Source organism: Bacillus smithii (genome assembly GCF_001050115.1).
Classification (GTDB): Bacteria; Bacillota; Bacilli; order Bacillales; family DSM-4216; genus Bacillus_O; species Bacillus_O smithii.
The window spans coordinates 1,392,743-1,406,659 of sequence record NZ_CP012024.1 but is presented as its reverse complement, the minus strand read 5'-3'; the positions used below and the strand labels follow the sequence as shown (position 1 = coordinate 1,406,659).

15 protein-coding genes are annotated in these 13,917 nt (G+C 40.9%); all 15 read right to left on the bottom strand.

The annotated features are described in order from the left end of the window. Positions 1-9 precede the first annotated feature (9 nt). Entirely contained in the window at positions 10-1,152 is a 1,143-nt protein-coding gene (dxr, locus tag BSM4216_RS06690; protein ID WP_040341512.1) for a 1-deoxy-D-xylulose-5-phosphate reductoisomerase, read from the bottom strand. 33 nt (positions 1,153-1,185) lie between these two features. After that, entirely contained in the window at positions 1,186-1,974 is a 789-nt protein-coding gene (locus BSM4216_RS06685; protein WP_048623185.1) for a phosphatidate cytidylyltransferase, read from the bottom strand. 222 nt (positions 1,975-2,196) lie between these two features. Further along, on the bottom strand, positions 2,197-2,973 hold the full coding sequence (locus BSM4216_RS06680; protein WP_048623184.1) for an undecaprenyl pyrophosphate synthase: 777 nt from the start codon (positions 2,971-2,973) through the stop codon (positions 2,197-2,199). 242 nt (positions 2,974-3,215) lie between these two features. Continuing rightward, on the bottom strand, positions 3,216-3,773 hold the full coding sequence (gene frr / locus BSM4216_RS06675; RefSeq protein ID WP_003354612.1) for a ribosome recycling factor: 558 nt from the start codon (positions 3,771-3,773) through the stop codon (positions 3,216-3,218). Further along, complete coding sequence (gene pyrH, locus BSM4216_RS06670) at positions 3,770-4,498, bottom strand: UMP kinase (RefSeq protein ID WP_048623183.1); 729 nt, start codon at positions 4,496-4,498, stop codon at positions 3,770-3,772. The genes frr and pyrH overlap by 4 nt, the downstream gene beginning before the upstream one ends. 201 nt (positions 4,499-4,699) lie before the next feature. After that, positions 4,700-5,581 (bottom strand): translation elongation factor Ts, encoded by an 882-nt coding sequence (gene tsf / locus BSM4216_RS06665; protein ID WP_003354610.1) that lies wholly within the window; start codon positions 5,579-5,581, stop codon positions 4,700-4,702. Positions 5,582-5,732: 151 nt separating this feature from the next. Next, complete coding sequence (gene rpsB / locus BSM4216_RS06660) at positions 5,733-6,461, bottom strand: 30S ribosomal protein S2 (RefSeq protein WP_003354609.1); 729 nt, start codon at positions 6,459-6,461, stop codon at positions 5,733-5,735. A gap of 150 nt (positions 6,462-6,611) precedes the next feature. Further along, positions 6,612-7,145, bottom strand: coding sequence for a hypothetical protein (locus BSM4216_RS06655; RefSeq protein WP_048623182.1), 534 nt, complete (start codon positions 7,143-7,145; stop codon positions 6,612-6,614). 25 nt (positions 7,146-7,170) lie between these two features. Next, complete coding sequence (locus tag BSM4216_RS06650) at positions 7,171-7,953, bottom strand: FliA/WhiG family RNA polymerase sigma factor (RefSeq protein WP_048623181.1); 783 nt, start codon at positions 7,951-7,953, stop codon at positions 7,171-7,173. 355 nt (positions 7,954-8,308) lie between these two features. After that, positions 8,309-8,806: a chemotaxis protein CheD gene (locus BSM4216_RS06645; protein WP_003354605.1), complete on the bottom strand. Its 498-nt coding sequence runs from the start codon at positions 8,804-8,806 to the stop codon at positions 8,309-8,311. Then, positions 8,799-9,440 carry a chemotaxis protein CheC gene (locus tag BSM4216_RS06640; protein WP_048623180.1) on the bottom strand — a complete coding sequence of 214 codons (642 nt, stop codon included), beginning with the start codon at positions 9,438-9,440 and terminating at the stop codon, positions 8,799-8,801. Before BSM4216_RS06640 ends, BSM4216_RS06645 begins: the two co-directional genes overlap by 8 nt. Positions 9,441-9,452: 12 nt before the next feature. Further along, positions 9,453-9,893 (bottom strand): chemotaxis protein CheW, encoded by a 441-nt coding sequence (locus tag BSM4216_RS06635; protein WP_048623179.1) that lies wholly within the window; start codon positions 9,891-9,893, stop codon positions 9,453-9,455. A 17-nt stretch (positions 9,894-9,910) separates the two neighbouring features. Further along, positions 9,911-11,950, bottom strand: a complete 2,040-nt coding sequence (locus BSM4216_RS06630; RefSeq protein WP_048623178.1) for a chemotaxis protein CheA — start codon at positions 11,948-11,950, stop codon at positions 9,911-9,913. A 15-nt stretch (positions 11,951-11,965) separates the two neighbouring features. Next, the gene (locus tag BSM4216_RS06625; RefSeq protein WP_048623177.1) at positions 11,966-13,045 is read right to left on the bottom strand and encodes a protein-glutamate methylesterase/protein-glutamine glutaminase; all 1,080 of its coding nucleotides are present in this window, start codon (positions 13,043-13,045) and stop codon (positions 11,966-11,968) included. Then, complete coding sequence (locus BSM4216_RS06620) at positions 13,038-13,913, bottom strand: MinD/ParA family protein (protein WP_048623176.1); 876 nt, start codon at positions 13,911-13,913, stop codon at positions 13,038-13,040. The genes BSM4216_RS06625 and BSM4216_RS06620 overlap by 8 nt, the downstream gene beginning before the upstream one ends. Between the last annotated feature and the right edge of the window lie 4 nt (positions 13,914-13,917).

Sequence of the window (13,917 nt, the reverse complement as noted above, 5' to 3'; positions counted from 1 at the left end):
ACCACCTTTTTATAATAGTGAGTCGATAAATCGGCGTGTTTCTCGATCGATGCATTGAATGGATTCTAAATCCGGGTCTTTTATTAGTGTATGCCATTCTAGCGCTTTTCCGATTAATTCTTCAATTTTGAGGAAAGAAATTTTTCCATCCAAAAAGGCTTTTACTGCCACTTCGTTTGCCGCATTCAACACAGTAGGCATGCTGCCTCCTGCTTTTCCTGCTTCATAAGCAAATGCAAGACAACGAAAACGGTCAAAATCTACTTCTTCAAAATGAAGAGACCCAATGGCTGCTAAATTGAGCCGCTTTGTAACAGGTAATGGAAGCCTTTCAGGATAAGTTAAAGCATATTGAATTGGAACACGCATATCAGGAGTTCCGAGCTGAGCAATGACAGAATGGTCCTGATATTCTACCATAGAATGAATAATACTTTCACGATGAAGTATAACATCGATTTGTTCATATGGCATTTGAAAAAGCCAGTGCGCTTCGATGACTTCCAATCCTTTATTCATCATGGTAGCCGAATCAATGGTGATCTTGGCACCCATCGACCAATTCGGATGGTTCAAAGCTTCTTCACGAGTAACGTGTCGCAGCTCTTCTCTCGTTCGATCACGAAAACTTCCTCCTGAAGCCGTTAATATGAGCCTAGCAACATTTTGGCTGTTTTCACCTTGAAGACATTGGAAAATAGCCGAATGTTCGCTGTCCACAGGCAAAATATCGACATGATATTTTTGGGCAGCTCTCATCACCAAATGGCCAGCTGTAACGAGTGTTTCCTTATTGGCCAATGCAATTGTTTTCCCCGCTTTGATCGCTTCCAACGTTGGAATCAGTCCAACGCTCCCCATGACTGCATTGACAACCGTATCCGATTCAGAAAAAAGGGCTGTCTCCGTTAAACCTTTTTCTCCATATACGAATTGAACGAAAGGAAATTCTCCTTTCAGCCTTAAAGCATCATCTTTTTCCAATACGGACACAAGCTTTGGAGAAAATTCTTTAATAATTTTTCGCGTTTCCTCTATATTTCGTCCGGCTGAAAAAGACGATAATCGGAAATAGTCTGAATGCTGCCGGATAATATCCAATGTTTGCCTTCCGATAGAACCGGTTGCCCCCAATAGACTGATGTTCTTCAAAAAACTCATCTCCTCCATATTGGTTCCGCCGTCTTATATGATGTGAAAAATATGTATCAACGGCAGAACAAACAGCCAGCTGTCACAGCGATCTAAAATTCCGCCATGTCCAGGCAAAATATTCCCAGAATCTTTAATATTATAATGCCGCTTCAGTGCGGATTCAACCAAATCGCCAATTTGTCCAAAAACAGCCATCACGAGAGCCGCTATCAAGAGCTTCGCTAAAGGCACCTCCAAATGGATCGAGAACGCAAAGACAAATGCGACTACACAGGCGGAAAGAATGCCGCCAAAAAAACCTTCGACTGTTTTTTTAGGACTGATTTCAGGCCACAATTTTTTCTTTCCAAACGATCTTCCTATTAAATAGGCGCCGATGTCAGTCGCCCAAATGATAAACAACGCCAAAAATACATAAGCCACTCCCGCATTTCTCGTTTCGATTAAATAATAGAACCCGAACCCTACATACAGTGCGGAAAGAACTCCAAACGCCGCATCATCAAATGTAAAACGATTTTTGGTGACGACTGTATACATTAAATAAATCAACACCAAGAAAAGCAAAAGTTCAAGCTTATGATACCCCCATTTTTCTATGAGGTTCTCATACCGATTCGGAATGAGCAATAGCCATAACATAATGAAAGGGATCACGCTTTCAAGCGACAATAGCCGAATTTTCTTCATTTTCAGTGCTTCATAAAGCCCCACGGACGCCATTAAATACGTTAATATTAGAAACGGCCATCCTCCATAAAGAACAATAGGCAAAAAGATGGCTGCCGCTATGACACCAGTTATAAATCGCTGTTTCATACGATTGACTCCTCACTTTTCTCCATACCAACTTTGATTACATACGCTACTATTCCATATTAAATCCCTCGATCACCGAATTCATCTTTCTACGTTATCTCAGACAATGCCATTTGATTTCAAATAATTTTTTCAAGCTCTTCTATGATCTTCATTCCTTGATCGATGATAACGGATCTTTACAAACCGCTTTGCTTGATCATCCTCTTTCGTGAATGGACATTAGCCTAATCCACCAAAGCGGCGTGACCGTTTTTGATAAGATTCCACCGCTTCAAGAAAATGGTGTTCTGAAAAATCCGGCCAAAGAGTATCTGTAAACCATAGTTCCGTGTAGGCCAGCTGCCAAAGCATAAAGTTGCTTAAACGGATTTCCCCGCTTGTACGTATCAACAAATCCGGATCAGGCAGCTGTTTCGTCATTAAATAGCGGGAGAAAGTTTCCTCATTTAAGAGCTTTTCGTTCATTACGCCGTTTTTAATGTCTTCCAGTACATGATGGACGGCTTCCATAATTTCTGCTCTGCTTCCATAATTCAAGGCGAAATTAAGAATAAGCCCGTTATTCTGTTTTGTATCATTGATCGCTTTTTTAATGGCATCTACCGTATAGGAAGGCAATTGCTGTTGGTTGCCCATCATTTGCACTTTTACATTTTCTTCAACCAGTTCTGGCAAAAACGTTCCAAGAAACTCTTGGGGAAGCTTCATTAAATAGTCCACTTCCTTTTTGGGACGTTTCCAATTTTCGGTTGAGAAAGCGTAAAGGGTCAATGCTTTCACGCCTAAACGATTGGCGAGCCGAGTGATTTTGCGAACGGTTTTCATTCCCTCGTGATGACCGGCAATTCTCGGTAAGGCGCGTTTTCTCGCCCATCTTCCATTTCCATCCATAATGATGGCGACGTGGCTCGGAATGGGGCCTTTTTTAACAATCTCCATTCGTTCTTCCAGTGAGAGATTGTTATGGGTTTTCCAAAGCTTGTTTTTATTAATCATATAACATCCTCCACTTCGCATCCTTACCAATCATTTATCGCGATAAGCGCTCATTGGTGTTTATTTTTCACACGGTGCAAATCTATAATACCAAAAACTTGAGACAGTATCTCTATTAATTACCGATCTTCCTCATTTTTTCGATGGAATTTCACAATCCATCCCAGCGATAGACACATCAATAAAAACGAAGTATGTATATAACGGAAAAACCCCCTTTTGGCAAGAGGGTTTTCACACGATCAAACTTCCATAATTTCTTTTTCTTTCTTTTTCGCCATGTCGTCAATCTTTTTCACATGTTCATCGGTAATCTTTTGGACATCTTCTGTATAGCCGCGTAAATCGTCCTCTGTAATTTCCCCGTTCTTCTCTAATTTTTTCAAATCTTCGTTTGCATCCCTGCGAACATTCCGTACTGCTACTTTCGCTTCTTCCGCTTCTTTTCGCACTAATTTTACTAATTCTTTGCGGCGTTCTTCGGTAAGCGGCGGAATCGTGATGCGAATGACGCTGCCATCGCTCGTAGGCGTCAATCCAAGATCCGATTTTAAAATCGCTTTTTCCACTTCTCCGACAACGGATTTGTCATAAGGCTGAATGACAAGCAATCTAGCCTCCGGAACTGAAATCGATGCCAGTTGATTCACCGGTGTAGGCGCTCCATAGTAATCCACTACTACTTTATCAAGCAGCGATGCGTTTGCACGCCCTGCCCGAATCGTCGCCAATTCCCTGGATAAAGCTTGAATCGCTTTTGACATTTTGTCTTTCGCTTGCTCAATCACTTGTTTTGTCATTCGGCTTTCCCCCTTATCATCGTTCCAATGGATTCTCCTAAAACAGCCTTTTTAATATTGCCTTTTTCCATAATAGAGAATACAATGAGCGGTATATCATTGTCCATACATAACGAGGAAGCAGTGGAGTCCATTACGGCCAGACCTTCTTTTAACATATCCAGATAGGAAATCTGATCGTATTTCACAGCCGATTTATCCACTTTTGGATCTGCAGAGTAAACACCATCTACATTATTTTTGGCCATTAAGATGACTTCTGCTTCAATTTCCGCCGCACGCAACGCAGCCGTCGTATCCGTAGAGAAATAAGGGTTTCCGGTGCCGGCGGCAAAAATCACAACCCGTTTCTTTTCCAGATGGCGAATGGCCCTTCTTCTTATATAAGGTTCCGCCACCTGTCTCATTTCAATGGAAGTTTGTACACGAGTTTCAATTCCAAGCTGCTCTAAGCTGTCTTGAAGCGCCATTGAATTCATGACCGTTGCCAACATTCCCATATAATCAGCGGTGGCACGATCCATTCCCATTTCGCTTCCGGTTTTCCCGCGCCAAATATTTCCTCCCCCAACGACTACTGCCACTTCGACACCAAGTTCAGCAATTTCTTTCACTTGTTCCGCAATGGATTTCACGACTTCCGGGTGAATGCCAAAGCCCCGATCCCCAGCCAGCGCTTCACCGCTTAATTTTAATACAACACGTTTATATTTTGGAACGCTCATAAGAACCTCCGTATGTAAATCACTAGTTTTTATCGTTTAGCTGTGTACCTTCTTAATTTAATGTCATGTCATTCTGAAAAAAAGGGAACACATTGTGTTCCCTCTATTCCCTCGATTTCCGAGAACAAAAAACGTTCATCTTGTTTTCAAATAAGGCATAGTGAGTATCTTCTCACTCAGATATTCTTGGAAAGGTCGAAATTATTTTTTCATTTGATTCATTACTTCTTCAGCGAAGTTTTCTTGGCGTTTTTCAATTCCTTCTCCTACTTCGAAACGCACAAAATCTTTGACAGTTGCACCTTTAGATTCAACGAATTGGCGAACTTTTTGATCAGGGTTTTTAACAAAGGATTGTTCAAGCAGACAAATTTCTTCAAAGAATTTGTTAAGACGTCCTTCAACCATTTTTTCAACAATTTTTTCAGGTTTTCCTTCATTGAGAGCTTGCTGTTTCAAAACTTGACGTTCGTGCTCTACTTCTTCTTGCGGCACTTGGTCGCGAGAAACGTATTTTGGATTCAAGGCAGCAGCATGCATAGCTACATCTTTTGCTACACTTTCATCCGTTGTTCCACTTAAGAGGGCAAGAACGCCGATTCGTCCACCCATATGCAAATATTCACCAAAAACTTCATTTTCGCCTTTCGTCTTCACTTCGAAACGGCGAAGAGTTAATTTTTCACCGATTTTAGCGATGGCTTCATTGATGTATTCACTTACTTTTGCGCCATTTTCCATCGTTTGGTCAAGAGCTTCTTCGACTGTTTTTGGTTCATTTTTCAAAATATGTTGAGCCAATTCTTTTACGAGATTTTGGAAGCTTTCGTTTTTAGCCACGAAATCTGTTTCGGAGTTGACTTCCAAAATAACGGCTTTATTTCCTTCGCTTAACAGATAAGTTGTTCCTTCAGCTGCTACGCGGTCAGCTTTTTTGGCAGCTTTGGCCATTCCTTTTTCACGAAGAAAATCGATCGCTTTTTCCATATCGCCATTCGTTTCTGTCAGCGCTTTTTTGCAATCCATCATGCCGGCGCCCGTTTTTTCACGTAGTTCTTTTACCATTTGCGCAGTAATTGCCATCTTTTTTTCCTCCTTAAGAATATATGTACTAAGCCGCAATAGCCGAAACAGCCATCCAGCTTTTGATTTCACCGTAAAATTTCTTAAAAAAAGGTGATAAGGGCCTTCCCTCTTATCACCTTTTCATTTTTATCTTGATTGGCGCTGGAGCTTATTCAGCAGCAACTTCTGCCGTTTCAGAAACTTCAGCTGTTTCTTCACCTTGTTTAGCTTCTAAAATAGCATCCGCCATTTTTGAAGTCAGAAGTTTAACAGCGCGAATCGCATCGTCATTCGCAGGAATGACATAATCAATTTCATCCGGATCACAGTTCGTATCAACAATACCGATAATCGGAATATTCAATTTCCGTGCTTCTGCTACTGCGATACGTTCTTTGCGTGGATCGATCACAAACAAAGCGTCAGGAAGTTCTTTCATATCTTTAATGCCGCCAAGAAATTTCACAAGGCGTTCATGTTCTTTTTTCAGCTGAACGACTTCTTTTTTAGGCAATACATCGAATGTGCCGTCTTCTTCCATTCTTTCGATGTCTTTCAGACGTTGAACACGTTTTTGAATCGTTTGGAAGTTAGTTAACGTTCCACCGAGCCAACGATGATTTACATAATACATTCCGGAACGCTCTGCTTCTTCTTTTACGGATTCTTGTGCTTGTTTTTTCGTACCAACAAAAAGAACTTTTCCGCCGTTAGCAGCCAATTCTTTAACGAATTGGTAAGCTTCTTCTACTTTCTTCACGGTTTTTTGAAGATCGATAATATAGATGCCGTTGCGTTCTTGGAAAATGTATTTTTTCATTTTCGGATTCCAACGGCGTGTTTGGTGTCCAAAATGCACACCTGCTTCTAATAATTGTTTCATAGAAATAACAGACATTTTTTCTTTCCTCCTATGGGTTATTATCCTCCGTCCTCTTCATATTTAAACAGAGACTGACAAAAATCAGCACCCTCTGATTAAATCCGAGAACGTGTGTATTCACACCAAAAGTTACTATATCATAATCAAATCTAACTATCAAGCTTATCATTGCCCATTTGCTCGAAATTTTAAAAGCAGTTGTATTTCTGTTGTACCTTTATTTAATTTATGCGCAATTTCTTCAATCGTTAAACCCTTTTTTTGTAAAAACAATACATTTTCATATAAGTCGTCTTCCGTCCAATCCAATATGTCCATCTCCGTTTTGGATTCTTTAGGCCCAACGACCGACGGTTCTTGCTGGTATTTTTTCAACGCTTCTTTTTTCGAAACGATAGGCTGTTTGGACTGGGTCCATTTCCGTTCATCCTGTTTCGACTGAATCTCGAAACTTTCCTTTTTATGCTTATGATGCGGCTGTTTGGCCTCTATGGACGATATTTTTTTCAGAAATGCTTCATTTTCATCTTTCATTTGAAGAAGATAGGTTGATAACATTTCTTCCGTATCTTGAATCATTTTTTCTTGCTCCTCTTTTAATCCGAAAAGGCGGTTTTGTCTCATGTAAAGGAGCACAACAGCAAACAGTGTGATGACATTAAAAATAATGGATATGAAAAACAAAAAAGTTGACACCATGATTCCCACCTGAATTTCAATTCTTTTAGCAGCGAAAAGGGATGCCGCTGACTTTTTTTAGCTTGTTCCGCAATTTAAAAAGAGCTTTCGAATGGATCTGTGAAATTCGTGAAGTGGAAAGATTCAGAATCTCTCCAATTTCAGTCAATGTTAACTCCTCCTGATAAAATAGGCTCAGCACTAATTTTTCTTTCTCAGACAATCCCGCTATTTCACGGGATAACTCTTGGATTAACTCCTCTTTGACAACCTCTTCTTCAGGAGTAGAGATTCGGTCATCTTTGATATCGTAGCCTTTTCCATCCATTTCCTCTTGATCTTTTATTTGATCGTCCATCGATAATATGTTGGCCGTATAATATTCAGCCATGATTTGTTGAAGTTCCTCTACGCTCATGTCTAGTTCGTTTGCGACTTCTTCCGCCGTGACATGTCTTAAAAATTGCTGCTCTAATTCTTCGATTTTGGCTTCGATTTTTTTCGCTTTTTCCCTCGTCCCTCTTGGAAGCCAGTCCTCTTTTCTGAGCCCATCTAATATTGCTCCTCTAATACGAAAAGAAGCGTATGTATCAAACTTTAAATCTCTGGACGGATCAAATTTTGTCAACGCATCCACCAAGCCTAAAAATCCGAGGCTTTTGAGTTCATCCCGGCTTACATTTTTCGGCATGTGAACAGAGAGGCGCTGAACATGATAACTGACAAGCGGAGTATATCGTTTGACAAGCAAATCCCCGGCGTCCGGATCTCTTGATGTAAGCCATAAATCCCACCATTTTTTCTCCTCTACAAGTTGTACATCTATCATGATTCTCCTCCTCGAATGTTTCCCAGGGAAGTTTGTGATTCATAGCGAGGCCGATATTCGGTTTTCGTACAACCATTTTTTGTTTGCCTGAATGAATGCGGTAAAAATAGCAGAAAATAGATGATCTTTATTGCGACGGATGTGATTTCGAAACAAACAACAGTCGAGCGAAGCGAATGAAAAATCGTCTATTGCTCTTTGAGACAGTATCCGAGTATACGAAATGATAATACATCTAGTATTCTACTATTTTTTCGATCAGAAGTTTCCTTTTCCCGTCACACACATCTAAAATAACAAACCCTTTCGTCGCCCCTACACTTCGCTTAAAGACGGGCTTCTTTCGAAAAAAATGTTAAATGATGGACACGCCTTTATTCACGGTTCTGATTTCCAAAAGGCCAGTGGAAGGATCAAACTCAATGGTTCTTCCACTGTTACCGCCAACGTCCTCGGCTACGATGGGAATATGTTCTCTGTTCAATTGTTTTTTCACTGCCTCGACATTTCTCGGTCCGATTCTCATTATTTCATTTTTGGACGAGAATTGGAACATTTGTGCTCCTCCGGCAATTTTTGCTTTTAATCGTTTACGCAGCGCACCTTCGTTGATTAACATATCCGTTAATTGGGGAATAGCTGTATCAGCAAATTTGGCTTTATTAAATGTTTCCGTCTTGGCTAGCGAAGAATCCGGCAGCATAATATGAGCCAACCCGCCAATTTTTGTTTTTTCATCAAATATGACAATTCCAACGCAAGAACCTAAACCAGCCGTTCGAATTCGATCGGGTGGGCGCACCACATTTAAATCAGCGATACCTACTTTAATGACTTTTACCGTCTCATTCATCTAGCGGCACTCCCAATGCATCCAAAACTTTCCAAAAGGAATTCGGGTCAGGCAAGAGAAAAAAATGTCCTTTCACGGAATCAGAGGCTTTTCCATCTGCTTCTTTCAAAGTCGTGTCAATAAAAATGGCATAATCGCTGTATTGGGATATTTCAAACAATCCATCACTCATTACGGCTCCCACCATATCAATGGCCAAGGCGGGTACGGACGGAAAAACATGCAGACCCGTAAAATCTCCCAAAGCAGACAAATACGAACCGGACAAAATATTTCCTAATTCTTGAAGCGCCGATAAAGCCATTTCCGAATAGGGCGGATGGTCAAAAGAAAAAGATTGGTCGCCAGTCAGCTTTTGTATAAAAAGTGCTGCCTGTTCCAGCTGGAGGACGAAAAACATGCTTCCTTCAATATCTCCTTCAATCCGCAAAAAAACGCTTGCTACAATGTTGTCCGGTCCGCCCGCCATTTCCATCACGTCATCAAAGTGAAGAATTTGTACAGTGGGAACCACCATATTTATTTTTTTATTCATCAAAGTGGACAAAGCAGTGGCTGCATGGCCCGCCCCGATATTTCCAATTTCCTTGAACGTGTCTAAATGAGCGTTTTGTATCCGATCTAAGTAACTCATCAGCTTTCATCCTTATTTTTCTAGAATTTTTTCAAGACTTAATAAAATAAGAAGCCTTTTTTCCCATTTGACAACACCCGTGATATATTCTGCTTCAATTTCCCCTACCATTTCAGGCTGGGGTTCGATGAACTCTTCGGAAATATCTAACACATCATTCGCTCCGTCCACAATGAACCCTACTTCCATTTCATTAAGCGTCGCAACAATAATTCTTGTACCATCATCAAACTCTTTTTCGGGAAGCCCAAATCGTGTTCTTAAATCAATGATCGGGGTGACCACTCCCCTTAAATTGATCACACCTTTGATAAACGGGACCGTCTTAGGTACTCGAGTAATAGGCATCAATCTTTCGATGGATTGGACTTGATGGATTGGCAGCGCATATTCGTTGTCGCCTAATTGAAAGGCAATAACCTTCAGAACAGAAGGTGCTGATATTTTGCTCATTTTTTCTCTCCCCTTCCCTATTTGATTAGTGCGTTACAATCAATGATTAATGCTACTTGACCGTCTCCTAAAATAGTCGCTCCGGATATGGCAAATACGTTCGTTAGATAATTCCCGAGACTTTTCAATACCACTTCTTGCTGCCCAATAAAAGAATCCACGACCAATGCCGCCATTTTGTCGCCTTTTCGGACGATGACAACTGACAAGTAATCATCTTCCGCCTCTTCTTTCGGTACCTCGAAGAGCTTTTCCAAAAAGAGAAGAGGCACGACTTTCCCTCTAAAATCAATGACTTTTTTACTATGCGCACTTAAGATGTCTTCTTTTTTGATAATGGCTGTTTCGATTATGGAGGATAACGGTATGGCATATTTTTCATTTCCTACTTCGATCAGCATGACTGAAATAATAGAGAGTGTCAGCGGCAGCTGAATAGAAAAGACGGAACCTTTGCCTTCAACTGAGTTGATATTGATGGATCCGCCAATCGATTCAATCGTCGTCTTGACTACATCAAGTCCCACACCTCTTCCGGAAATATCCGTAATACGGTCGGCTGTCGAAAAACCGGATTCCATAATGAGGCCAAATACTTCACTGTCCGTTAATTTCTCCGCTTCCTCTTGAGATACAATTCCTTTATCAATGGCTTTTTTTAATACTTTCTCACGGTTGATTCCCGCTCCATCATCCTCCACTTCAATGAAAACATGGTTTCCGCTTGTATAGGCTTTTAACTTTACTGTACCTTCTATCGGTTTCCCCTTCGCTTTTCTTTCTTCTTTCGTTTCAATTCCATGATCGACAGCATTTCTGAGCAAGTGGACAAGCGGATCACCGATTTCATCTATAACCGTCCGGTCCAGCTCCGTTTCCGCCCCGATGATTTCTAAATTAATTTGTTTATCTAATTCGCGGGCTAGTTTACGAACCATCCGCGGGAAACGATTAAATACCGTTTCAACCGGAATCATCCGCATATTTAAAATAATATTTTGCAAGTCTCCGGAAATTCTGGACATCCGTTCCACTGTTTCAGTCAATTCAGGGTGATTTAACTCACGGGAGATTTGCTCAAGTCGTCCGCGGTCAATCACCAGTTCTTCAAATAAATTCATCAAGCTGTCCAAACGTTCGATGTTGACACGAATCGTTTTATTGGAAACATTTTTGGATTTTCTTTGTTTGCCTCCATCTGCTTGATGATCTTTCGCGTTTTTTTCTGCAGAGGCCTTTTTCTTTTCCTCCTTGTCGGAATGATCTGTTTCTTTTGAATGGTCGCTGGCTTGTTTTGGAGAATCTGCAAAAGGCTGAACGACCACTTTTTCTACTTCTGAAACTTTCATCACTTTCTTTTCAATCTCAGAAGCTTCGTCTTTCGTCACAATCGTTACCGTAAATCGATGATCAAAATGCTCTTCTTCCAACTCTTCTACTGCAGGAACAGATTTAATGATTTCTCCGCATTTTTCAAGAACTTCAAAAATCATATAAACCCGTGCCGCTTTTAACAGACAGTCTTCCTTTAATGTAACGATCACTTCGTAACAGGAAAATCCTTGTTCTTTTGACTGCTGAATAACGGTTGTTTCAAATTCGTCATATTGCACAGAATTCCCTTCACTTGAATGGCTTGGCTCCCGGACTTCACTTTTCTCCTTCTTTTCGACGTTCGATCCGCTTTCAATCGCTTTAAGCCGTGCCACTATCTCCTCTACATTTCTTTTGCCATCTCCACCAGAAGCAATATCTTGAATCATGGCCTCCAAATCATCCACCGAAGCAAAGACAACATCTAATACGTCTGTTGTAACTTTTATTTTATGGTTGCGGATGGCATCCAGAACATTTTCCATTTTATGAGTGAGGTTTGCTAAATCTTCAAATCCCATTGTGGCGGACATTCCCTTTAAAGTATGGGCAGACCGGAATACCTCATTGACGATCTCCATATCTTCCGGGTTTTTTTCAAGCTCAAGAAGATTTTCATTAATAGCTTGCAAATGCTCTTTGCTTTCTTCTATGAATATTTCAAGATATTGAGTCGTTTCCATCTGTTCCACCTCTTCCTAAGACAAATATTTTAAGATTGATTGAGCGATATCTTGAATCGGTTTCACTTCATCAATGACATTCGCTTCAATTGCAGATTTTGGCATTCCAAATACAACGCATGAGTCTTTAGACTCAGCGATGGTATGTACATTGCCTTTTTCTTTTAATTTTATCAGACCATAAGTCCCATCTGAACCCATTCCAGTTAAAATAACGGCAATTTTTTTATAAAATTCCAATTTGCTAGCTGACTCAAAAAGAACATCTACAGAAGGCTTGTGACCATTCATTCGGGGAGATTGATCAAGCGAGATGGCAAGAGACCTTCCTACCTCCTTGATTTTCATATGAAAATTCCCGGGGGCAATATAGGCAACTCCTTTTTTCAACAGCTCACCGTCTTCCGCTTCTTTAACGTAGATGCGTGACAGTTGATTCAAACGATCAGCCAAGGATTTTGTAAATCCTGGAGGCATGTGTTGAACGATTAGAATAGGCGCTCCAATTTCCTTTGGCAGTTGCGGCAGCACTTCTTGAAGCGCTCTCGGTCCACCGGTGGAAGTGCCAATTAGCACTAAACTTTTTGCATATTCTTTCGTACTCCAATGGTTTAACTCCGACTCCCTATTGGACGTCATTAGGCCGCGATCCATCTCGTCTGTATGGACCCGCACGTTGCTTTTCGTTCCTTTTTTTACCTTTGAAGCCAGCAAAAGTTTCGAGATCAATTCATTTTTTACCTTATCCAGATCCAGCGAAATCGGTCCGGACGGCTTTGCCACAAAATCAAAAGCTCCATTTTCAAGGGCTTTAATCGCATTTTCTGTTCCTTCCTTCATCGTACTCGACAGCATTACAACCGGCAGCTGATAATGGCTGATGATCCATTTTAGCGCTTCAAGTCCGTTCATGACTGGCATTTCGATGTCCATCGTGACGACATCCGGACATAACGTCTTCACTTTTTCTATGGCATCTTTTCCGTTTCTAGCTGTCCCGACCACTTCCAATTCAGGATGTTCGGAAACAAAGTCCGAGATCAATTTTCTCATGAATGCGGAATCATCTACTATGAGTACTTTCTTTTTATCCATCTCCAACACTGCCTTTCAGAAAAAACTGGCGAAGCTTCCCAATAAAACGACCCTTTTGGATGGTTCCCATTGCGTTCGATTGGGACAAATAAATTTCCACGATCGATTTTAATGAGCGGGAAATACTGGAATAAGGATTGTATAAAAAGAAAGGTGTCTGGCTTGCGACTGCATTCTTTACGATTTTATCTTCAGGCAATATTCCAAGTTTTGAAACCTCTTTATGCAAAAATTTCTCCATGGCCATCGATATACGTTCGAGCGTGACTTGTCCTTCTTGATTGGATTCAGCACGATTGCAAATCAAATAAAAATGTTTGTCTTGATCTCTTATTTGAATATATTTCATCATGGAATACGCGTCTGTCACAGCAGTCGGTTCAGGGGTCGTGATCACCAATAAATCATCAACAGACATCAACAGCTCCAAGCTTTCTTTTGATGCTCCGGCCCCCATATCAAACAAAATATAATCATATTCCCACTGCAATTTTGCTACGGACTCGATCCAACGTTGAAAATCATTCTCAGACCATTCAAGAAGACGCCCAAGACCAGAACCGCCGAATATGTAGGAAAAGCCCCCCGGACCGGAAATGATCAGATCCTTCAATTCGTATCCGTTTTCTATAAAATCTACAATCGAGCGATCCGCACTAATACCTGATAAAATATGAATATTCGCCATGCCAATATCCAAATCAAACAATAAAACTTTTTTTCCTAACTGCGCCAAAATGACAGCTATGTTCACAGAAATATTGGACTTTCCCACGCCCCCTTTACCGCTGATCACGGCAGCCGTTTTAGCGGGTGACTGATGCAACTCTCTCAATTTCAGCCTTAATCCTTCTGCTTGGTCTTTCATATGC

Coding starts and splice junctions, on each gene's coding strand:
- BSM4216_RS06625 (WP_048623177.1), bottom strand. CDS start 13,045: ATGGATAAAAAGAAAGTACTCATAGTAGATGATTCCGCATTCATGAGA.
- tsf (WP_003354610.1), bottom strand. CDS start 5,581: ATGGCAATTACTGCGCAAATGGTAAAAGAACTACGTGAAAAAACGGGC.
- BSM4216_RS06650 (WP_048623181.1), bottom strand. CDS start 7,953: ATGATAGATGTACAACTTGTAGAGGAGAAAAAATGGTGGGATTTATGG.
- pyrH (WP_048623183.1), bottom strand. CDS start 4,498: ATGAGCGTTCCAAAATATAAACGTGTTGTATTAAAATTAAGCGGTGAA.
- BSM4216_RS06640 (WP_048623180.1), bottom strand. CDS start 9,440: ATGAGTTACTTAGATCGGATACAAAACGCTCATTTAGACACGTTCAAG.
- BSM4216_RS06685 (WP_048623185.1), bottom strand. CDS start 1,974: ATGAAACAGCGATTTATAACTGGTGTCATAGCGGCAGCCATCTTTTTG.
- BSM4216_RS06620 (WP_048623176.1), bottom strand. CDS start 13,913: ATGAAAGACCAAGCAGAAGGATTAAGGCTGAAATTGAGAGAGTTGCAT.
- rpsB (WP_003354609.1), bottom strand. CDS start 6,461: ATGTCTGTTATTTCTATGAAACAATTATTAGAAGCAGGTGTGCATTTT.
- BSM4216_RS06655 (WP_048623182.1), bottom strand. CDS start 7,145: ATGGTGTCAACTTTTTTGTTTTTCATATCCATTATTTTTAATGTCATC.
- BSM4216_RS06680 (WP_048623184.1), bottom strand. CDS start 2,973: ATGATTAATAAAAACAAGCTTTGGAAAACCCATAACAATCTCTCACTG.
- BSM4216_RS06635 (WP_048623179.1), bottom strand. CDS start 9,893: ATGAGCAAAATATCAGCACCTTCTGTTCTGAAGGTTATTGCCTTTCAA.
- frr (WP_003354612.1), bottom strand. CDS start 3,773: ATGACAAAACAAGTGATTGAGCAAGCGAAAGACAAAATGTCAAAAGCG.
- BSM4216_RS06645 (WP_003354605.1), bottom strand. CDS start 8,806: ATGAATGAGACGGTAAAAGTCATTAAAGTAGGTATCGCTGATTTAAAT.
- BSM4216_RS06630 (WP_048623178.1), bottom strand. CDS start 11,950: ATGGAAACGACTCAATATCTTGAAATATTCATAGAAGAAAGCAAAGAG.